The organism is Pseudomonas sp. 2835 (assembly GCF_050435905.1).
In the GTDB taxonomy this organism is placed as follows: Bacteria; Pseudomonadota; Gammaproteobacteria; order Pseudomonadales; family Pseudomonadaceae; genus Aquipseudomonas.
In genome coordinates this window covers 430,332-451,711 of sequence record NZ_JBNDLE010000001.1, presented here as the reverse complement: position 1 = coordinate 451,711, position 21,380 = coordinate 430,332, and the positions used below count along the sequence as shown (strand labels likewise).

The following is a 21,380-nucleotide window of genomic DNA, read 5'->3' as shown; positions in this document are numbered from 1 at the left end:
TGATCTGTGTGCAGGCAGCCATGAGCAACGAAATTCCCGAACCCCAAGCGGTGTGCAGTCCGATCACCAGCAGCGCGATTTTCATGGTCGCCACCTTGGCGCCCGGCAGTGACGCGCTGCAAACCGTGCGCGAATGGTGCGCCGATATCGCCGGCCTGACCCGCTCGGTCGGCAAGCGCGTGCCGGCGGGCAACCTGTCGTGCGTGTGCGGTTTTGCCTCCAGCGCCTGGGACCAGCTGTTCGGCGGGCCACGCCCGGCGGCCCTGCACCCGTTTCGTGAGTTCGGCGTTGAAGGACGGCGCGCACCGGCAACGCCCGGCGATCTGCTTCTGCACATTCGCGCCGAGCAGATGGACCTGTGCTTTGAACTGGCCACCCAGCTGATGACCGTCCTGGGCGATGCGGTCCAGGTGGTGGACGAAGTCCAGGGCTTTCGCTACTTCGACATGCGCAGCATCATCGGTTTCGTCGATGGCACCGAGAACCCGGTCGGCCGCCAGGTGCCCGCATTCACCCTGGTCGGTGACGAAGACCCGGCCTTCAGTGGCGGCAGCTACGTGCTGGTGCAAAAGTACCTGCACGACATGAATGCCTGGAACGCGCTGCCGGTCGAGGCGCAGGAGCGGGTAATCGGCCGCACCAAGCTTTCGGACATTGAGCTGGGTGATGAAGTCAAACCGAGCAATTCTCACAGCGCCCTGACCACCATCACCGGTGCAGACGGCCAAGAGCTGAAGATCCTGCGCGACAACATGCCGTTCGGGCGCCCCGGCGCCGGTGAGTTCGGCACCTACTTCATCGGTTATGCGCGCTCACCAGCGCCGATCGAGCAGATGCTCGAGAACATGTTCGTCGGTCGCCCGGCAGGCAATTACGACCGCTTGCTGGACTTCAGCAATGCAGTCACCGGCGGCCTGTTCTTCGTGCCCTCGGCCGAGCTGCTCGAAGACCTGGCCGAGCGCACGCCGGGCTAGTGCTCATGCCGGTTTCAATTCACTGTCGAGCAGTGATCGAACTTCGGCAAAACACTTCTCGGCGATGGCCGAACGCGGCTCGGTGCGGCGCAGCAGCAGGCCGATCGGTGCATGCACGCTGGCAGCACTGATTGGCACGATGCGCAAGTGTTCACTGAGGCCTTCGAGGCCGTAATCGAGCGGCATGATCGCGCAGCACATGCCGGCGCAAGCGGCCTGGATCAACTGGTAGCTGGAGTCGCTTTCGAGCACCGCATGGGGCTGCAGGCCGCGGCTGCGAAAGCTCAGGTCGACCGACTGGCGATAGTGCATGCCCTTGCTCAACAGCCCGAGGGGCACCGCGCTGACCGCCTCCCAGGGCAGTTCAACCTGCTCGAACTGAAAATGCCGCACGTCATACAGCAGGCCCATGCGCGTTGTGCCCAGTTCGATCACTTCAAAGTAGGCGCTGTTGATCTGGTCCAGGTAGCAGATACCCAGGTCCAGCTGGTTACGGCTCAGGCCATCGGTGATCTGTTCGGAGCTCAAGGACGACAGCTGGAACTGCAGCTCCGGATAACGCTGGGCCAGGGGCTGGAGAAACTGCATGGGGTTAAAGCTCGACAGCGGCACCATGCCCAGGCGCAGGCTGCCGACGATCTGCCCGCGGCAGCTGGCGGCCTCGGCCTGCAGGCCGTCGTAGGCAGCCAGCAGGGTGCGGGCCCAGGCCAGGATACGCTCGCCGGCCTCGGTAAAACCTTCAAAACGCTGGCCTCGGGTTACCAGCACCAGGCCCAGTTCGTCCTCAAGGTTGCGCAGGCGCATCGACAGGGTCGGCTGGGTGATATGGCACAGCGCGGCGGCCTGACCAAAGTGGCGGGTCTGGTCCAGGGCGAGCAGAAACTTCAGTTGTTTGATATCCATGGCACAGCCTGGCAAGTCAGTGGGGCGGGTGGCAAAACGGTAATGCAAAGGCCCTGGGCCGTCCAATGGGCATTAGTGACCGGGTGATAGAGGCGCTTGATCAATAGACGATAGATCACCTCGATAAGCCGGTCGGATCTATCGATTGGACGCTACGGGTGATTGGTTCTAGCGTTGGCCGCAACTTCCTGACTGCTGCCAAGGGGCTGTGCATGAGTATCAAACTGGATGCGGCGTTTGTGCCGCTGAACATCGCCGTGCTGACCGTCAGCGACACCCGCAGCTTCGACACCGACACCTCCGGCGAGCTGCTGGCCAGCCGCGCGGTGGAGATGGGCCACCGCCTGGTCGAGCGGGTGCTGCTCAAGGATGACCTGTACAAGATTCGCGCCCAGGTCGCCGGCTGGATTGCCGAGGATGACGTGCAGGTGGTGCTGATCACCGGCGGCACCGGCTTCACCGCGCGCGACAGCACCCCGGAGGCGGTGGCCTGCCTGTTCGACAAGCACATCGATGGTTTTGGCGAGCTGTTCCGCGCCTTGTCGATCCTCGACATCGGCACTTCCACAGTGCAGACCCGCGCCCTGGCGGGCCTTGCCAACGGCACCCTGGTCTGTTGCCTGCCGGGTTCCACCGGCGCCTGTCGCACCGCCTGGGAAGGCATCCTTGCCGAACAACTGGATGCCCGCCATCGCCCGTGCAACTTCGTTGCCCACCTCAAGCCTGGCACACTGTGCAATACGCGAAACTGATACGCCAGGCGGTCGACATAGCTCAGGGCTTTTATCAAGCCAACGGCTTTGTGCCGATCGGCAGCGGTACCTTCAGTCGCGGCAACAGCCGCGTGGTGATTGAGATCGTCAAGATGCAGCGCCCGCTTCAGGACTGATCCGTCAGTTGCCCCGGGGCGCTGCTGTCGAGCAGCGCCAGCTCGCCGAACGACACCGACGCGTCGATATAGCGCAGCGCCGACTTGGCGTCTTTCCAGCCGACATGGCTCATCAGCGCCTTGAGCTCCCAGCCATTGCTGGTGGCCCAGGTGGCGAAACCACGGCGCAGCGAGTGCCCGGTATATAACGCTGCCGGTACGCCTGCGCGTTCGAGGATGCGTCGCAACAGGCCGATCAGGCTGTTGCTGTTGAGCGCCTGTTCACCGAGGTTGCCCCAGCGGTCGAGCTTGCGAAACACCGGGCCGCGGGCAATGCCTGCCACTTCAAGCCATTGCAGGTAAGCCTGCACCGGGCACAGCACCTTCAGTGCTGGCGCCCGATGGCGCACGCCCAGCGCCTGGCGGTCGCCCTTGCTGCGCGGCAAGTAGATCGACAGGCCGATGCCCGCCTGGGCCTGGATGTGCTCGACCTGCAGGCGCGCCAGTTCATCGCCGCGAAACCCGCGCCAGAACCCGATCAACAGCAAGGCCTTGTCGCGACTTGCGCGTAGCAGAGCGGGCAAGTCCTGCCCAGCGCGGGCCTGGAGCGCCTCTTGCTCAAGCACGGCTACGGCTGTTTGCAGATGCTGTATCAGCAATGGCGCGGCCTGCTTCGGCTCGGCGGGATGCAGGGTACGGATGCCCTTGAGTAACTGACGCACCATCGGTGCCTTGGTCGGGTCGGGAAAGCCCTGGCTGACATGCCACTGCCCGAGCGCTGCCAGGCGCTGCTTGAGGGTGCTGATCGAGTGGCTGTGCGCATGCTCGGCCAGGTAGCGGGCGATGCTGTCGGCGGTGGCCGGCAGGAAGCCGCCCCAACTCACTTCGAAGTGCTCGACCGCAGCCTGATAGCTGCGCCGCGTGTTATCGCGCACTGCGGCCTGTAGATAACGCTCGATCGTGTTCATTGCCCCGTTCCTGCCAGATGTACCGCCTTGGGCACTTTTACCCGCCATTCTAGCGCTTCACATGCGATAAGCCGTGATTATTTTATCTGAGTATTGGTTTATCCAGGCATAATCCTTGGCGATAAGATAGTATGTAAGTACATGGTACGTATCACAGTACGAAATAGTAGGAGCTGACATGGCCCGTGGTGGTATCAACAAGGCGTTAGTGCATAAGGCGCGGCAGGCGCTGCTGGCCCGTGGCGAGCATCCGAGTATCGATGCGGTACGTATCGAGCTGGGCAATACCGGCTCCAAAACCACTATTCATCGCTACCTTAAAGAGCTGGAAAGCCTGCAGCCGGCCGCACCCGCCAGCACGGCAAACCTCAGCGATGCGCTGGCGGCAGTGGTCGAGCAACTGGCCGCGCAGCTGCAGGAGGAGGCTGAGGCGCGTATCGACCTTGCCCGTAGTGCCTTTGAACAAGAGCGCCAGACCCTGCAGGCGCAAGTGCAGATCAGCCAGCAGGCGCTGGCCGCCTTGCAACAGCAGCATGAGATCCAGGCCGCAGCGCTGGCCAGCGAGGCCGAGGCCCTGGCCACCACCCGCAGCACCCTGCAAAGCGAGCAGACCCGCAACGCCACCCTCAACCAGGCGGTGGGTGAGCTGAACCTGCGCCTGGCCGACAAGGATGAGCAGGTCCGCTCGCTGGAAGACAAACACCAGCATGCCCGTGATGCCCTTGAGCATTACCGCAACGCCAGCCGCGAACAGCGCGACCAGGATCAACGCCGGCACGAGAGGCAGGTGCAGTTGCTGCAGGTGGAAGTACGCCAGTTGCAGCAGACCCTGATCGTCAAGCAGGACGAACTGACCCGCCTGAACCGCGACAACGAAGGCCTGCTGGTGCAAATCCGCACCCTCAAGGAGGCCCAGCGCGGCTTCAAGACCCAGGGCGATCGCCAGCAGGCGCAGATCAATGGGCTGCAAGTGCAGCTTGCGCAACTCAGTGGTTCACGCGATGAGCTGGAAAAGCAGAACAAGGACCTGGCCTTGAGCCTGGCCGAACGGGTGTCGGAGCTGCGCCGCCAGTTGCAACTGATCGGCAAGCAGGAGGCGCAGTTGCGCCAGGCTGAACGCGCCCGCGAACAGGCTCAGGACAACGGCTGAAGCTTCATGCGCATGGCGCAGCGACCGTTCAGGCCCTGCAGTTGTTCACGGTTCAGTTGCTGACGCAAAGCCTGGCCGAGCTGTTGGTCCGCGAGCGTCTCGAAGCCCAGACGGGCATAGAAAGGTGCGTTCCAGGGAACCGTGGCAAAAGTGGTCAGGGTCAGGGCTTTAAAGCCGTGCTCGCGGGCCCAGTGACCGACTGCGCCAATCAACCGGCGGCCATGGCCCTGGCCTTGCGCGGGCTGGGCAACCGAAAGCTCATGAATGAACAGATCCGCGCCCGCAGGTTCGGCGCAGAGGAACCCCTGCGGCACGTCGTCGGCGTCGGCCAGCACCCACTCATGGCCCTTTTCAATGAACCGGCGATGCTCGTCGCTGCTCATTACCGGCCCCGTGGCAATCCACTCAAGACCTGGCTGATGGGCAAAGACCCGGGCAGCAGAGCGTTCGACGGCAGGAAGCAGGAGCGCGTCTTCGACGCGGGCAAGGCGCAGGGTAACTGACATGGCGAACGCTATTGAAGGTGGCGCTGCAGTGTCGTCAATCGCAGGTTTTTTCGCAACGGTCGGGCGCTGCAAGCCTTTTGGACTAACGCCAAAAACGTTTAAGTGCGCTTAGGTATTAAGCCTAAAGCCAGAATCGTTTTTTTTCCCAGAACTGCTATTTCTTCAGGCAGCAGTGTGACCCCTTCGGTCATCTATGGGCAAAAGGACTGTCTAGCATGTCGATCCAGGCGCAGGTTTCCCCCCTCAATCAAAACGTCTCGTCCGCCGCTGTCACTGAAATCCCTACCAACGGCATCCTGAAACTTACCGAAAGCAGTGAAATTGCCCTTGATCTCGATCCCGAGGCGGTTGCCAGCTATTCAAAAAGCGATGCCGACCTGGTGGTGCAGCTAAAAAACGGCGAGAGCATCCGAATTGCCAATTTCTATGCCGAAGGACAGCCACCCAGTGAGCTTTTCCTGGTTCATGAAGGCAAGTTGGTGGCGGTGAGCCTGCCTCCGGTGGCGGCAGAAGGCATTCTGGCGGCCACCTACGTCGCCCAGGAAAGCGCAGCGGGCTTTGACTCGCTGACCGCTGCCGGGGGCGCCGGTGCCGGTGCGACAGCGGGCGGCCTGGGGGTAGGGGGGATGCTGCTGGCGGGCGCCGCGGTGGTTGGTGCGGGCGTTGCGGTGTCCAACAGCAGCGGAGGCGGGGGCGGGGGCGGCGGTGGTGGCGGAGGCGATACGCCAGCGGTGGACACCACCGCGCCAGGCACGGCGACAGGGCTGCAGGTGGCCACCGACGGCAGTTCGGTAAGCGGCAAGGCCGAGCCGGGCACCACCGTCGGGATCGACACCAACGGCGACGGCAAGCCCGATGCGACGGTGGTGGTCGGCGCCGATGGCAGCTTCCAGGTGCCGCTGAACCCACCACTGACCAATGGCGAAACGGTGACCGTGGTAGTCACCGACCCTTCCGGCAACAGCAGCCCGCCGACCCAGATCAACGCACCTGACACCACCGCACCGGCGCCGGCAAGCGACCTGCAGATCGCCCCCAATGGCACCCTGGTCAGTGGCAAGGGTGAGCCGGGGGCCACGGCGGGCATCGACACCGATGGTGATGGCCACCCTGACATAACGGTAATCATCGGCCCCGACGGCAGCTTCCAGGTGCCGTTGAACCCGCCGCTGACCAACGGCGAAACGGTGACCGTGGTGATCACCGACCCAGCCGGCAACAGCGGCCCGCCGGCCCAGGCCAGCGCCCCGGACACCACTGCTCCTGCGGCGCCTACCGATGTCGAGGTCGCGGCTGATGGCAGTAGCGTCAGCGGCAATGGCGAGCCGGGTGCCACTGTCGGTGTCGACACCAATGGCGACGGCCAACCGGACGTCATCGCGGCGATCGGTAGCGACGGCAGCTTCCAGGTCCCGCTCGACCCGCCGCTGACCGATGGCCAGACCGTCACCGTGGTGGTCACTGACCCTGCGGGCAACAGCAGCCCGGGCGTCAGCGTCCAGGCCCCCGATTATCCGGACGTACCCCAGGTCAATGCCAGCAACGGCAGCGAATTGTCGGGTACTGCCGAGCCTGGTGTGTCCCTGATCATCACCGACGGCAACGGCAACCCGATTGGCCAGACCGTCGCCGACGCCAACGGCAACTGGAGTTTTACCCCGGCCACGCCGTTGGCCGATGGCACCGTGGTCAATGTCGTGGCCCAGGATGCCGACGGCCTCAACAGCCCACCGGCCTCGATCACCGTCGACGCCGTGGCACCAACAGCGCCGCAGATCAACCCGAGCAACGGCAGCGAAATCAGCGGTAGCGCCGAAGCCGGCGCGACCATCACCCTGACCGACGGCAGCGGCAACCCGATCGGCCAGACCACCGCCGATGCCAACGGCAACTGGAGCTTCACCCCGGCCACGCCGTTGGCCGATGGCACCGTGGTCAATGCCGTGGCCCAGGACGCCGCTGGCAACATCAGTGGCCCGGGCAGTGTCACCGTCGATGGCGTGGCACCTGGCGCGCCGACGGTCAACCCGAGCAATGGCAGTGAGCTCAGCGGTACCGCCGAGCCCGGCAGCACGGTGATCATCACCGACGGCGCCGGTAATCCGATTGGCCAGACCAGCGCCGATGGCAGCGGCAACTGGAGCTACACCCCAGGCACGCCGATTGCCGATGGCACCGTTATCAGCGTGATCAACCAGGATGCTGCGGGTAACACCAGCCCACCGGTTTCGCTTACCGTCGACAGTTCGGCACCTGCGGCACCGGTACTCAACCCCAGCAATGGCAGTGTCATCAGCGGTACCGCTGAAGCCGGCGCCACGGTGGTGCTCAAGGACGGCAGCGGCAACCCGATCGGTCAGGTGACGGCCGATGGCAGCGGCAACTGGAGCTTCACCCCGGGCAGCCCGTTGCCCAACGGCACGGTAGTGGTGGCCACGGCCACCGACCCGACCGGCAACACCGGCGCTCCAGCGGCGACCACGGTAGACAGCGTCGCTCCGGGCGCGCCGGTGGTTAATCCGAGCAACGGCAGCACTATCAGTGGCACCGCCGAAGCCGGTGCCACTGTCACTCTGACCGACGGCAGCGGCAACCCGATTGGCCAGGTGACCGCCGATGGCAGTGGCAACTGGTCGTTCACTCCAGGCAGCCCGTTGCCCGACGGCACCGTCGTCAACGCCGTGGCCACCGACCCGGCCGGCAACACCGGCGCACCGGCTTCTGCCGTCGTGGATGCCGTCGCGCCGCCGGCGCCAACCGTCAACCTGAGCAACGGCAACAGCCTCAGCGGCACCGCCGAGGCCAACAGCAAGGTGATCATCACCGACGGCAACGGCAACCCGATTGCCGAAGTCACGGCCGATGGCAGCGGTAACTGGAGTTACGCACCGGGCACGCCGATTGCCGATGGCACGGTAATCAATGTGGTCGCCCAGGATGCGGCAGGCAACACCAGCGCACCGGCCAGCGTCACTGTCGACAGTTCGGCGCCTGCCGCCCCGGTCATCAACCCGAGCAATGGCGCCACCATCAGCGGCACCGCCGAAGCCGGCGCCACGGTTGTCCTCAAGGATGGCAGCGGCAACCCGATTGGCCAGGTGACTGCCGACGGCAGCGGCAACTGGAGCTTCACCCCGGGCAGCCCGCTGGCCAACGGCACCGTGGTGATTGCCACCGCCACCGACCCGACCGGCAACACCGGCCTGCAGACCGCCACCACCGTGGACAGCGTCGCCCCGGGCGCACCGGTCATCAATCCGAGCAATGGCACCACCATCAGCGGCACTGCCGAAGCGGGGGCCAGGGTCATCATCACCGATGGCGGCGGCAATCCGATCGGCCAGACCACCGCCGATGGCAGCGGCAACTGGTCGTTCACTCCTGCTGCGCCTTTGGCCAACGGCGTGGTGATCAATGCCGTGGCCCAGGACCCGGCAGGCAATACCAGCGGCCCGGGCACCACCACGGTGGATGCCGTACCGCCACCAGCGCCGGTGGTCAACCCGAGCAACGGCAATACCCTCAACGGCACCGCCGAGGCCAACAGCACCGTGACCCTGACCGACGGCAGCGGCAACCCGATCGGCCAGACCACCGCCGATGGCAGCGGCAACTGGACGTTCACCCCCGGTGCGCAACTGCCCAACGGCACCGTGGTCAATGTCACGGCCACCGACGCGGCCGGCAACACCGGTGCGCCCGGCACCACTACCGTGGACACCTCGCTGCCGTCGATCCCGCAGATCGACCCAAGCAACGGCGCGGTCATCAGTGGTACGGCTGATGCCGGCAACACCCTCATCATCACCGACGGCAACGGCAACCCGATTGGCCAGGTGACTGCCGACGGCAGCGGCAACTGGAGCTTCACCCCAGGCGTGCCGTTGCCGGACGGTACCGTGGTCAACGTCGTCGCGCGCAACCCGAGCGGGGTCGACAGTGCGGCGGCGGTGGTCACCATTGATGGCGTCGCACCTGCCGCGCCGGTAGTCGAGCCCAGCAACGGCGCCGAGATCAGCGGTACCGCCGAAGCCGGAGCGACTGTCCTGCTCACCGATGGCGGCGGCACTCCGATTGGCCAAACCACCGCCGATGGCAGTGGCAACTGGTCGTTCACACCCGGTACGCCATTGCCCAACGGCACCGTGATCAACGCCGTGGCCCAGGACCCGGCCGGTAATACCAGCGGCCCGGCCACGACCACGGTCGATGCGGTAGCGCCTGGCGCTCCGGTGATCAATGCCAGCAATGGTGCGGTCATCAGCGGTACTGCCGAAATTGGCGCCAAGGTGATTCTCACCGACGGCAGCGGCAACCCGATCGGCCAGGTCACGGCCGACGGCAGCGGCAACTGGACGTTCACCCCCGGCAGCCCATTGCCCAATGGCACGGTGATCAATGCCGTCGCTCAGGACGCCGCTGGCAACAACAGCGGCCCAGCCAGCACTACGGTCGACGCCGTCGCCCCCGCTGCACCGGTGATCGAGCCGAGTAACGGGGCCGTCATCAGCGGCACCGCCGAAGCCGGCGCCAAGGTGATTCTCACCGACGGTGGCGGCAACCCGATCGGTCAGGTCACGGCCGACGGCAGTGGCAACTGGAGCTTCGCCCCGGGTAGCCCATTGGCCAACGGCACGGTGGTCAACGCCATTGCCCAGGACGCTGCGGGCAACACCAGTCTGCAAGGCAGCGTCACGGTCGACGCCGTCGCCCCCGGTGCACCGGTAGTCAACCCAAGCAATGGCGCAGTCATCAGCGGCACCGCCGAGGCGGGCGCCACGGTCATCCTGACTGACGGCGGCGGCAACCCGATTGGCCAGGTGACTGCCGACGGCAGCGGCAACTGGAGCTTCACCCCGGCCAGCCCGCTGCCCAATGGCACTGTGGTCAATGCCGTGGCCCAGGACGCTGCCGGCAATAGCAGTGGCCCGGGCAGCACCACAGTGGATGCCGTGGCGCCTGCAACACCTGTGATCAACCCGAGTAATGGTGCGGTGATCACCGGCACTGCGGAAATCGGCGCCAAGGTCATTCTGACCGATGGCAGCGGCAATCCGATCGGTGAAACCACGGCCGATGGCAGCGGTAACTGGAGCTTTGTTCCGGGTTCGCCATTGGCCAATGGCACGCTGATCAATGCCGTGGCCCAGGACGCCGCCGGCAACAACAGCGGCCCGGTCAGTACCACGGTTGACGCCGTGGCGCCTGCTGCACCGGTGATCGAGCCGAGTAACGGGGCGATTATCAGCGGCACCGCCGAAGCCGGCGCCAAGGTCATTCTCAGCGACGGCAGCGGCAACCCGATTGGCCAGGTAACGGCCGATGGCAGCGGGATCTGGAGTTTCACCCCGGGTGCGCCTTTACCCAATGGCACCGTGGTCAACGCCATTGCCCAGGACGCGGCGGGTAACAACAGCGGCCCGGCCAGCACCACCGTCGATGCGCTAGCGCCGGCCACGCCGGTGATCGACCCGAGCAACGGTGCGGTGATCCACGGCACCGCCGAAGCCGGCGCCAAGGTCATCCTTACCGACGGCAGCGGCAACCCGATTGGGCAAACCACTGCCGACGGCAGCGGTAACTGGTCGTTCACCCCGGCTACGCCGTTGCCCAACGGCACCGTGGTCAATGCCGTGGCCCAGGACGCCGCGGGTAACAACAGTGGCCCGGTCAGCACCACAGTGGATGCCGTAGCGCCTGCAGCGCCGGTGATCAACCCGAGTAATGGCGCGGTCATCAGCGGTACTGCCGAAATCGGCGCCAAGGTCATTCTGACCGATGGCAACGGCAATCCGATTGGCGAAACCACGGCCGATGGCAGCGGCAACTGGAGCTTCACCCCGGCCAGCCCGCTGCCCAACGGCACCGTGGTCAACGCCGTGGCCGAGGACGCCGCCGGCAATGACAGCGGGCCGGCAACCACCACGGTCGACAGCGTGGCACCGGGTGCACCGGTGCTGAGCATCAGTGCCGACGGCGCGTTGCTCACCGGTACCGCCGAGGCCAACAGCCAGGTGCGGATTGTGGTCAACGGCGACAGCGCCAACCCGATCACGGTCAGCGTCGATGGCAGTGGCAATTTCAGCTTGCCGTTTGCACCGCCGCTGATTACCGGCGAGCCGGTGTCGGCGGTGGCGGTGGATGCCGCCGGCAACGTCAGCGGCCCGGGCAGTGTGATTGCCCCGGACCTGGCGCCGCCAACCATCAGCGTGCCGGAAGCCGCCGATACCTGGATCAACGCCGCAGAAATCAGCGATGGCATCCAGGTCAACGTCACGGTGCGGCCGACCATGCAGGCCGGCCAGGTGGTCACCGTCAAGTTCGCCGGCCAGAACGGCTACGAGGCCGAGGTCAGCCATACCCTGACGGCCGGTGATATCAGCGCTGGCAGCGTCACCCTGACCCTGACTCCGCCAGGCGGGCAGGGGCCATTCCCGCAGGGCGCCTCAACCGTCACCGCCGACATCAACGGCGGCACCGCCTCGACGCCGGCGCCGTTCACCATCGACACCGTGCCACCGGCCACTCCGGTGCTGTCGCTGGTCGGCAACCTGCTGACCATCTCTGCCGAACCTGGCACCGAACTGACGGTGACCCTGAACGTCGGCGGGGTGATAGCAACGGCAACGGTAACCGCCGACAACAGCGGGCTGGCCTCGCTGAACCTGCTCACGGACCTGGACATCGACTTCAGCTGGGACCAGTTGCTCAGTGCCCAGGTCTCGGTGGTCGGCCGCGACCCGGCCGGCAACCCCAGCAACGTCGCCAGTATCGGTATTGGCGCCAACATCGAGCAACCGGTGACCATTGGCGCCCTGGGTGTTGATGTCAGCCTCAACCCGCTGAACCCGCGCTTTGGCTTCAGTGGTACCACCGAGGCCAACTCCAGCCTGGTGATTCGCGTCATCACCCCGGTGCTGAACGTCGAACTGCTGCCAATCAACGCCGATGGCACTGGGCACTTTGCCTTGAACCTACTGAGCGGGAGCGTCCTCACTCAGTTGGGGCTGAACATTACCGACATCCTCAACCTCGGCTCGCAGATTTCCTTCAACGTTGTTGCCACCGACGGCCAGGGCAATGACAGCGCCGCCTATGGCATCACCCTGGTGCCCAACGGCCTGTCGCTGAACATCGGCCAGATCGACGTCAACGGCACCGCCGGCGACGACGTGATGTCCGGGGCCAACGGCAGCTCCGAGCACATCAACGGCGGCGCGGGCAGCGACCTGATCTTCAACGTCGGCACCGGCGATCATGTGGTGGCGGGTGACGGCAACGACACCATCCAGATCACCGCCACCAACTTTGTCAGCATCGACGGCGGGGCGGGCTTCGATACCCTGTTGTTCGCCAACGGCATCGACCTGGACTACAACGCGGTGGGGGTCGGCACGCTGAGCAATATCGAGCGTATCGACCTGGGCAAGGGCGACTCGGGCAGCGTGCTGACCCTGACCGCCGCGGAGGTCAACGCCATCACCGATGCCAACAACACCCTGCAGATCACCGGTGAAAGCAACGACACCCTGAACGTGGTCGGGGCGCTGAACACCGGGACCACCCAGGCGATCAACGGCGTCAACTATGACGTCTACACCTTTGGCGCCAACATCTTGCTGGTCGAGGACAATACGGTTCAGGTTGTCGTGTGATGGCAGCGCGCATGCAGTACGCGCGCAAGGGACGGCAGCCAGCGCAAGTAGCCCTGTGGCTGCTGGCGCTGGGCCTGCCGATGGTTGCGCCAGCCATGCCGCTGGACCAGGCGGTCCGGGCGGGGCTGGCGATTCACCCCGAGGTGCGCTCGGCGATGGCCGAAGCCGATCGCGCCGGAACTGAAGTGGAGATTGCCAAAGGCGGCTACTACCCGTCGGTGTCGGTGTCTGGCGGGCCGCAGGAGTTCGATTTTGGCGATGTGGTCTACGACCTGACCGCCTCGCAGATGCTCTATGACTGGGGCCGGGTCAACAGCAAGGTCGACAGCGCCAGCGCCACCCAGCGCAAACTGTCAGAGGCACTGCTGGTGGCCCGCGACGATGCCGCGCTGGATATCGTCGAGACCTACCTGGATGTACTGGCGGCCGAACGCCGGGTCGAGGCGGTGCGCGAGCACCTGCAGCGCCTCGGCGGCATCCGCCAGATGACCGAGGACCGTGGCGGCGATGGCTATGCCGACCGCAGCGAACTGGACCGCGCCAACCTTGAGCTGGCACGGGCCCAGGAGCAACTGGCGCTGGAGAAGGGCAACCTGCAGGATGCCCGCAATCAGTACGCCCTCCTGGTTGGCCAGGAGCCTGATGCCTTAAGCGACCCCGAGCCGCTGTCGCTCAAGCGCTACCTGGCGTCAAGCGACCTGACCCGGGTGATCCACGACGCGCCCTTGCAACGCAAGGCCCTGGAAGACGCCAACGTTGCCGAAGCCCAGGTCCGTGAAGCCAAGGCGTCGTTGCTGCCGCAACTGAACATCGAAGCCACGGCCTTGCGCCGGGAAGTCGGCGGGCACCCGGAAAGCGACTCGGTGGTGGCCCTGCGCCTGCGCATGGACACCTTTCAGGGCCTGTCCAACTTCCGCCGCCCGACCTCCGCGCAGCAACGCCTGGAGTCGGCGCGCTTTACCGCCGATGCCATGCAGCGCGACATCCGCCGCCAATTGCAGACCCTGTTCGACAACGGCGAAACCCTGGGTTGGCGGGAGAAGGCGTTGCAGCAGCAGGTGACCGAGTCGGCGCAAGTCAGTGAGCTGTACCGCGAGCAGTTCGAGGTGGGCAGGCGCGATGTGATCGACCTGCTCAACGTCCAGCGCGAACGCTTCGAGGCCGAGCGGCAACTGATCAACCTGCACATCGAACGCAAACGCATCGAGTACCGGGCGGCCGCACAGGTCGGCTTGTTGGGCCCACTGGTGGAGAATCGCTTGAATGGAAGCTGACAACAGGATTGCCGACAACGTCGTGGTGCTCAACCACGACCCTCTCAACGATCCACTGCGCGAGGGCCTGCTGTTGCTGTGCCGGCAACTGGGGCGGCCGCTGGGCGATGCCGAGCTGGTCGACGGTTTGCCGTTGGAGCACGGCCGCCTGCCGCTGCGCATGGTCGCCCGCGCGTTGCGCCGCGCCGACATCACCGCGCGGGTCGATCAACTGCCGCTGGCGCAGATGGATAACTACCTGCTGCCGGCCCTGTTGCTGCTCAACGACGGGCGCAGCCTGGTGCTGGTCAAGCTCGACGCCGAGCACGCCCAGGTACTGGTACCGCAGAGCGATGGTGGAGTTGAGCGTTTGCCCCTGACTGAACTGGCGGCGCTGTACAGCGGCACGGCGGTGTTCGCCAAGTGCCGTTTCAGGGCCGATGAGCGGGTAGGGGATTACGCCAGGGCGGTGCCCGAGCACTGGTTCTTCGGCCCGCTGAAAAAGCTCTGGCGCTCCTATGCCGAAGTGGCCGCCGCCGCCCTGGTGGCCAACGTCCTGGCGATTGCCTCGGCGCTGTTCGCCATGCAGGTGTATGACCGCGTGGTGCCCAACGCCGCCTTCGACACCCTGTGGATTCTGGCCAGCGGCGTGGCCCTGGCCATTGTCCTCGACGGCGTGCTGCGGATCATGCGTGGGCATCTGCTCAATGTGCTGGGCAAGCGCCTCGACCTGCAGCTCTCCAGCCTGTTGTTTTCGCGGGTGCTGAGCACGCGGATCGCCGCCAAGCCGGCGTCCATGGGTGCCTTCAGCACCCAGGTGCGCGAGTTCGAATCGGTACGCGAGTTCTTTACCTCTTCAAGCGCTGCGCTGATCAGTGACCTGCCGTTTGTGCTGGTGTTCCTGCTGATCATCGCCCTGATCGGTGGCCAGGTGGTCTGGGTACCCATCGTCGCCTGCGTGCTGATGGTGCTGCCGGGGCTGCTGACCCAGCGCCTGCTCGGCCACCTGTCACGGCAGAACCTGCGCGAAGGGGCGATGAAGAACGGTGTGCTGCTGGAAGCCTTCGAGCATCTGGAAACGGTCAAGGCCACCCGCGCCGAAGGCCGTTGCCTGCAGCAGTGGGAAACCCTGACCGGGGAGCTGTCGAGCACGGCGATGAAAACCCACGCCCTGGCCTCGACCCTCAGCTACGCCTCGAGCATCGTCCAGCAGCTGTGCTATGTCGGTGTGGTGGTGTTCGGTGTCTACCGCATCAGCGAAGGGGCGATGACCGTCGGGGCCCTGGTGGCCTGTTCGATCCTTGCTTCGCGGGCCATTGCGCCGCTGTCCCAGGCGGCGGGCATTCTTGGCCGCTGGCAGCACACCAAGGTGGCCATGGAAGGCCTCGACCAGTTGATGGCCGCCGAGCAGGAGCGGCCCAAGGGCAAGCGCTTCGTGCACAAGCCGCACCTGCATGGGTACTACCGCCTCGAAGGCGTGCGCCTGAGCCACGGTGACAGCCCGCCCGTGGTGGACATCCAGGCGCTGAACATCCAGGCCGGTGAGCGGGTTGCGCTGCTGGGCGGCAACGGCGCCGGCAAGTCGACCCTGCTGCGCCTGCTCAGCGGCTTGCTCGATGCTCAGGCCGGGCGCCTGTTGCTTGATGACGTTGCCCTCAGCCAGATCGACCCGGCCGACCGCCAGCGCGGCATCGGCTACCTGCCCCAGGAAGTGGCGCTGTTCCAGGGCAGCCTGCGCGACAACCTCAACCTGGAAAGCGCCGCCCTGAGCGATGACGAACTGCTGGAAACCCTCGACGGCGTCGGCCTCGGCGCGTTCGTGCGCGGCCATTCGCTGGGCCTGGACATGCCGCTGCAGGGCAACGCCAGTTTGTCTGGCGGCCAGCGCCAGGCCGTGGGCCTGGCCCGGGTACTGCTGCAGGACCCGCCGATACTGCTGCTCGACGAGCCCACCGCAGCTTTCGACCAGACCAGCGAAAAACAGGTGATCGACTACCTGCAGCAATGGCTGGGCAAACGCACGCTGATCATCACCACCCACAAAAAAAGCATGCTTGCCCTGGTCGAACGCGCGGTGGTGCTGCGCCAGGGCCGGGTGATCATGGATGGCCCGCTGGACCAGGTGGTACAGGGCAGTCAGGTACAGGCCCCACAGGCCGCAGGAGGTGCACATGGACTCTGAGCGCAAGGCGGCGAAACTGCGCCGCGAGCTGGCCGACCCGTTGCTGGCGGTGACCCACCCGGTGTACCGGCCGCTGTTGTGGCTGCTGCTGGCCTGCATCCTCATCGCCATCGCCTGGGCGGCCTGGGCCGAGCTCGACGAGGTCACCCGTGGCGATGGCCGGGTAGTGCCGTACAGCCGCATCCAGAAGATCCAGAGCCTGGAAGGCGGCATTCTCGATCGCCTGCTGGTCAAGGAGGGCGACCTGGTGGAGGTTGGCCAGCCGCTGGTGCGCCTGGACGAAACGCGTTTTCTGACCAACGTCCAGGAGTCGACCAACCAGGCCGACGGCCTGCGCGCGGCGATCGCCCGCCTGGATGCCGAGGTGCTGGGCAAGGAGCGTATCGAGTTCAGCCCGGGGGTCGACCCCGACAGCCCATTGGCGCGCTCCGAACGCGAGCTGTTCAAGTCGCGGCGCGGCAAGTTGCTGGAAAACACCCGCTCGATCCAGGCACAGATTCGCCTGGCCCAGAGCCAGCTCGACCTGGTGCGCCCGCTGGTGGCCAAGCGCGCGGTCAGCCAGATGGAGGCACTGAAACTCAGCCAGGACATCGCCACCCTCAACGGCAAGCTCACCGAGCTGAAAAACACCTACTTCCAGGACGCCTACACCGAACGCTCGCAGCGCAAGGCCGACCTCAGCGCCCTGGAGCCGATCATCCAGCAGCGCCAGGACCAGCTGCGCCGCACCGAGATCCTGTCGCCGGTGCGCGGGCGGGTCAACACCGTGCTGATCAACACCCGCGGCGGGGTGATCCAGCCGGGCGAGGCGATCATGGAGGTGATCCCGGTAGAAGAGCGTCTGCTGGTCGAGGCGAAGATCAAGCCGCGTGACGTAGCCTTCCTGGTGCCGGGCATGCCGGCCAAGGTCAAGATCACCGCCTACGACTTCTCCATCTACGGCGACCTCAAGGGCACCCTGGAGCAGATCAGCGCCGACACCATTGAGGAAGACACCCCGCGCGGCAAGGAGTCGTACTACCAGGTGCTGATCAAAACCGACGGCAGCCAACTGAAGAAGGGCGATGAAGTGCTGCCGATCATCCCCGGCATGGTTGCCGAGGTGGATATCCTCAGCGGCAAGCGCACGGTGCTCAACTACCTGATCAGGCCGCTGGTCAAAGCGCGCCTTTACTAGCTAGCTGGTTCCTGTGGGAGCCGGCCTTGCCGGCGATGGGCTGCGCAGCAGCCCTTAGTTTTTTACTCTCCAACAACCACAAAAATCATAATTTCGCCTTTCTTCGCGCTCTCCCAGAATGCGACCTACACCCTCCCACGGCCACCCGCGTGGGACAACTCAGTAGGGCGCAGACATGACAACCAATAAAACCAAGATCGATACGCTCGTAGTGGGCGCCGGGCAAGCCGGCGTGGCCATGAGTGAACACCTGAGCCGCCTGGGCGTGCCGCACCTGGTGCTGGAGCGCAACCGTATCGCCGAAGCCTGGCGCACGGGTCGCTGGGACTCGCTGGTGGCCAACGGGCCGGCCTGGCACGACCGCTTCCCGGGCCTGGAGTTCGACGGCCTCGACCCGGACGCCTTCGCCGGTAAAGACCAGGTGGCCGACTACTTCGAAGCCTACGCGCGCAAGTTCAATGCGCCGATCCGCACCGGCGTCGAAGTTACCCAGGTAGTACGCAACAGCGATCGCCCGGGTTTCACCGTGCACACCAGCGACGGCGTGATCGAAGCCCAGCAGGTGGTGGTTGCCACCGGTCCGTTCCAGCGCCCGGTGATCCCGCCGATCGCCCCGAAGCAATCGAACGTCCTGCAGATGCACTCGGCCGCCTACCGCAACCCGCAGCAGTTGCCTGAAGGCGCGGTGCTGGTGGTTGGCGCCGGCTCATCGGGGGTGCAGATCGCCGATGAACTGCAGCGCGCCGGCAAGCAGGTGTACCTTTCGGTCGGCGCCCACGACCGGCCGCCACGGGCCTACCGCAACCGTGATTTCTGCTGGTGGCTGGGGGTGCTCGGCGAGTGGGATGCCGAGACCATGCAGCCGGGCAAGGAGCACGTGACCATCGCCGTCAGCGGCGCCCGTGGCGGCCACACCGTGGATTTTCGCCGCCTGGCCCAGCAGGGCATGACCCTGGTCGGCCTGACCAAGGGCTTTGATAACGGTGTGGTCAGCTTTGAAGCCAACCTGGCCGAGAACATTGCCCGCGGCGACGAAAACTACCTGGCGCTGCTTGATGCCGCCGACGCCTACATTGCCCGCAATGGCCTGGACCTGCCGCAAGAGCCGCAAGCGCGGGAAATTCTCCCTGACCCGCAGTGCCTGACCCAGCCGTTGCTGGAACTCGACCTGGCCAAGGCCGGGGTCGGCACCATCATCTGGGCCACCGGCTATTCGGTGGACTACAGCTGGCTGCAGGTCGACGCCTTCAAGGACAACGGCAAGCCCCGGCACCAGCGCGGCGTGTCCAGCGAGCCAGGCATCTACTTCGTCGGCCTGCCATGGCTATCGCGACGCGGCTCGGCGTTTATCTGGGGCGTGTGGCACGACGCCAAGCACATTGCCGATCACATCGCCAAACAGCGCACCTACCTCAATTACCGCGACGCTTCGCAGCGCCAGGCCGAACAGCAAGCGTCCAGCCAACCAGCCAGCCTCATGGGAGCCCGTTGATGCCTACTCATACCCGCATTCGCATGTTCAACACCAAAGACACCTACCCCAACCAGACCCTGGACAACGACCTGTGCCAGGCCGTACGTGCCGGCAACACCGTGTATGTACGCGGCCAGGTGGGTACCGACTTCAATGGCCAGCTGGTCGGCCTGGGTGATCCGCGGGCGCAGGCCGAGCAGGCCATGCGCAACGTCAAGCAACTGCTGGAGGAGGCCGGCAGCGACCTCAGCCATATCGTCAAGACCACCACCTACCTGATCGACCCGCGCTACCGCGAGCCGGTGTACCAGGAAGTCGGCAAATGGCTCAAGGGCGTGTTCCCGATCTCCACCGGCCTGGTGGTCAGCGCCCTCGGCCAGCCGCAGTGGTTGATGGAAATCGACGTGATCGCGGTCATCCCCGAATAAGGAGCGTGCCATGACCTTCTCCATCGTTGGCCGCTGCGCCGAAACCGGCCAGCTGGGCATTGCCATCAGCTCTTCGAGCATCGCCGTCGGCGCCCGCTGCCCGTGGCTGCGCACCGGCGTCGGTGCGGTGTCGAGCCAGAACATCACCTTGCCGGCCCTGGGCCCGCAGATTCTCGATGGCCTGGACGAAGGCCTGGCGCCGCACCAGGCCCTGGACCGCGCCTTGACCCGCAACGGCTACAGCCAGTACCGCCAGGTGGCGGTGGTCGATGCCCAGGGCCGCACTGCGGTGTTCAGCGGCAACCATGCACTGGGCATCAACCATGCCGTGGCCGGCGAGCAATGCGTGGCCGCCGGCAACCTGTTGGCCAACAGTGCGGTGATCGAACGCATGGTCGAGACCTTCGAGCGCAGCGAAGGCTGCCTGGCCGCGCGTTTGCTGACCGCCCTTGAGGCTGGCCAGGAGGCTGGCGGCGAAACCGGGGCGGTGCATTCGGCGGCGCTGTCGGTGGTCGGCGAGCTGCTCTGGCCAATCGTCGACCTGCGCGTGGACTGGGCCGACGACAACCCCATCGGCGAGCTGGGCAAGCTCTGGAGCGCCTATGAACCGCAGCTGCAGGACTACCTGACCCGCGCCCTCAACCCGACCCTGGCGCCAAGCTACGGAGTGCCGGGCGATGAGTGAGCTGCGCAGCCGTGCGTTGCTGGCGAAGCTGATCGGCTTTGCCACGGTCAGCCGCGATTCGAACCTGGCCTTGATCGAGTTCGTGCGCGACTACCTGCACGGCCTGGGCGTGAGCTGCGAGCTGATCTACAACAGCGAGCGCACCAAGGCCAACTTGCTGGCCAGCATTGGCCCGGCAGTGGCGGGCGGCGTGGTGCTGTCGGGCCATACCGACGTGGTGCCGGTGGACGGCCAGGCGTGGACAGTCGAGCCGTTCAGCCTCACTGAGCGCGACGGCAAGCTGTACGGCCGTGGCGCCGCCGACATGAAAGGCTACCTGGCCTCGGTGCTGGCAGCAGTACCGCTGTTTCTCGAAAGCCCTCTGCGCCGGCCGGTGCACCTGGCGTTCTCGTATGACGAGGAAGTCGGCTGCCTGGGCGTACGCAGCCTGCTCGAGGTGCTGCCCCAGCGCATCGCGCAACCGGCCTTGTGCCTGATTGGCGAGCCGACCGAGCTCAAGCCGGTGCTTGGCCACAAGGGCAAGCTGGCCATGCGTTGCCACGTACACGGCGCGCCGTGCCATTCAGCCTATGCGCCGTATGGCGTCAACGCCATCGAGCAGGCGGCGCGGCTGATCACTCGCCTGGGCGAGATCGGCCAGCGCCTGGCCGCGCCGCAGCATCAGGACCAACGCTTTGACCCGGCGTTTTCCACCGTGCAGGTCGGGGTGATCCACGGCGGTACTGCGCTGAACATCGTCCCGGCCGATTGCCGCTTCGACTTTGAAGTGCGCGCTTTGCCGGCCTTCGAACCGCAAGCGGTGGCGGACGAGCTGCAAGCCTACGCAGAGCAAACGCTGCTGCCGGCCATGCAGGCGGTCAAGGCCGACACGGCGATCCGCTTCGAAGCACTCTCGGCCTACCCGGGCCTGGCCACCGCACCTGAGAGCGCCGCAGCGCAACTGGTGGCGCAACTGTGCGGCAGCGATGCCTTCAGCACCGTGGCCTTTGGTACCGAAGGCGGCCTGTTCGATGAGGCCGGAATCCCGGCGGTGGTGTGCGGGCCGGGCAGCATGGACCAGGGCCACAAGCCGGATGAATTTGTCAGCGTCGAACAGATGGCGGCCTGTGACCGCCTGATGGATCGCCTGGCCGCGTACCTCTCCAACAACGGATAAC

The 21,380-nt window shown here is 65.6% G+C and carries 15 protein-coding genes; 12 read left to right on the top strand and 3 right to left on the bottom strand.

Translation table 11 applies throughout. The annotated features are described in order from the left end of the window. The first annotated feature begins 20 nt into the window (after positions 1–20). Positions 21–974 carry a Dyp-type peroxidase gene (locus tag ABIE20_RS01710; RefSeq protein WP_429502276.1) on the top strand — a complete coding sequence of 318 codons (954 nt, stop codon included), beginning with the start codon at positions 21–23 and terminating at the stop codon, positions 972–974. Between the two features lie 3 nt (positions 975–977). Here the strand turns inward: ABIE20_RS01710 and ABIE20_RS01705 are convergent, their stop codons facing one another. Beyond that, positions 978–1,877 (bottom strand): LysR family transcriptional regulator, encoded by a 900-nt coding sequence (locus ABIE20_RS01705; RefSeq protein WP_429502274.1) that lies wholly within the window; start codon positions 1,875–1,877, stop codon positions 978–980. A 212-nt stretch (positions 1,878–2,089) separates the two neighbouring features. On the opposite strand from ABIE20_RS01705, the gene moaB reads away from it, so the two are divergent. Together moaB and ABIE20_RS01695 are read left to right on the top strand one after the other, a co-directional pair. After that, positions 2,090–2,629, top strand: coding sequence for a molybdenum cofactor biosynthesis protein B (gene moaB / locus ABIE20_RS01700; RefSeq protein ID WP_429502272.1), 540 nt, complete (start codon positions 2,090–2,092; stop codon positions 2,627–2,629). Beyond that, positions 2,611–2,766, top strand: coding sequence for a hypothetical protein (locus ABIE20_RS01695; protein ID WP_429502270.1), 156 nt, complete (start codon positions 2,611–2,613; stop codon positions 2,764–2,766). Before moaB ends, ABIE20_RS01695 begins: the two co-directional genes overlap by 19 nt. Here the strand turns inward: ABIE20_RS01695 and ABIE20_RS01690 are convergent. Then, positions 2,757–3,713 carry a site-specific integrase gene (locus ABIE20_RS01690; RefSeq protein WP_429502268.1) on the bottom strand — a complete coding sequence of 319 codons (957 nt, stop codon included), beginning with the start codon at positions 3,711–3,713 and terminating at the stop codon, positions 2,757–2,759. The two genes, ABIE20_RS01695 and ABIE20_RS01690, sit on opposite strands and share 10 nt — an antisense overlap. Before the next feature lie 178 nt (positions 3,714–3,891). On the opposite strand from ABIE20_RS01690, the gene ABIE20_RS01685 reads away from it, so the two are divergent. After that, the gene (locus tag ABIE20_RS01685; protein ID WP_429502266.1) at positions 3,892–4,863 is read left to right on the top strand and encodes a DNA-binding protein; all 972 of its coding nucleotides are present in this window, start codon (positions 3,892–3,894) and stop codon (positions 4,861–4,863) included. Here the strand turns inward: ABIE20_RS01685 and ABIE20_RS01680 are convergent. Further along, positions 4,848–5,369, bottom strand: coding sequence for a GNAT family N-acetyltransferase (locus ABIE20_RS01680; protein WP_429502264.1), 522 nt, complete (start codon positions 5,367–5,369; stop codon positions 4,848–4,850). The two genes, ABIE20_RS01685 and ABIE20_RS01680, sit on opposite strands and share 16 nt — an antisense overlap. 215 nt (positions 5,370–5,584) lie before the next feature. Between ABIE20_RS01680 and ABIE20_RS01675 the strand changes: the two genes are divergently transcribed. From ABIE20_RS01675 to argE, 8 genes are all read left to right on the top strand, one after another. After that, on the top strand, positions 5,585–13,024 hold the full coding sequence (locus tag ABIE20_RS01675) for an Ig-like domain-containing protein (protein ID WP_429502262.1): 7,440 nt from the start codon (positions 5,585–5,587) through the stop codon (positions 13,022–13,024). After that, positions 13,024–14,298 carry a TolC family protein gene (locus tag ABIE20_RS01670; protein WP_429502260.1) on the top strand — a complete coding sequence of 425 codons (1,275 nt, stop codon included), beginning with the start codon at positions 13,024–13,026 and terminating at the stop codon, positions 14,296–14,298. The genes ABIE20_RS01675 and ABIE20_RS01670 overlap by 1 nt, the downstream gene beginning before the upstream one ends. Next, positions 14,288–16,459 carry a type I secretion system permease/ATPase gene (locus tag ABIE20_RS01665; RefSeq protein WP_429502258.1) on the top strand — a complete coding sequence of 724 codons (2,172 nt, stop codon included), beginning with the start codon at positions 14,288–14,290 and terminating at the stop codon, positions 16,457–16,459. Before ABIE20_RS01670 ends, ABIE20_RS01665 begins: the two co-directional genes overlap by 11 nt. Further along, entirely contained in the window at positions 16,449–17,636 is a 1,188-nt protein-coding gene (locus ABIE20_RS01660) for an HlyD family efflux transporter periplasmic adaptor subunit (protein WP_429502256.1), read from the top strand. Before ABIE20_RS01665 ends, ABIE20_RS01660 begins: the two co-directional genes overlap by 11 nt. A 175-nt stretch (positions 17,637–17,811) precedes the next feature. After that, positions 17,812–19,128 (top strand): flavin-containing monooxygenase, encoded by a 1,317-nt coding sequence (locus ABIE20_RS01655; protein ID WP_429502254.1) that lies wholly within the window; start codon positions 17,812–17,814, stop codon positions 19,126–19,128. Next, positions 19,128–19,538, top strand: a complete 411-nt coding sequence (locus tag ABIE20_RS01650; RefSeq protein ID WP_003201555.1) for a RidA family protein — start codon at positions 19,128–19,130, stop codon at positions 19,536–19,538. The genes ABIE20_RS01655 and ABIE20_RS01650 overlap by 1 nt, the downstream gene beginning before the upstream one ends. Positions 19,539–19,548: 10 nt before the next feature. Continuing rightward, the gene (locus tag ABIE20_RS01645; protein ID WP_429502252.1) at positions 19,549–20,223 is read left to right on the top strand and encodes a DUF1028 domain-containing protein; all 675 of its coding nucleotides are present in this window, start codon (positions 19,549–19,551) and stop codon (positions 20,221–20,223) included. Beyond that, the gene (gene argE / locus ABIE20_RS01640) at positions 20,216–21,379 is read left to right on the top strand and encodes an acetylornithine deacetylase (RefSeq protein WP_429502250.1); all 1,164 of its coding nucleotides are present in this window, start codon (positions 20,216–20,218) and stop codon (positions 21,377–21,379) included. The genes ABIE20_RS01645 and argE overlap by 8 nt, the downstream gene beginning before the upstream one ends. Position 21,380: the final 1 nt, after the last annotated feature.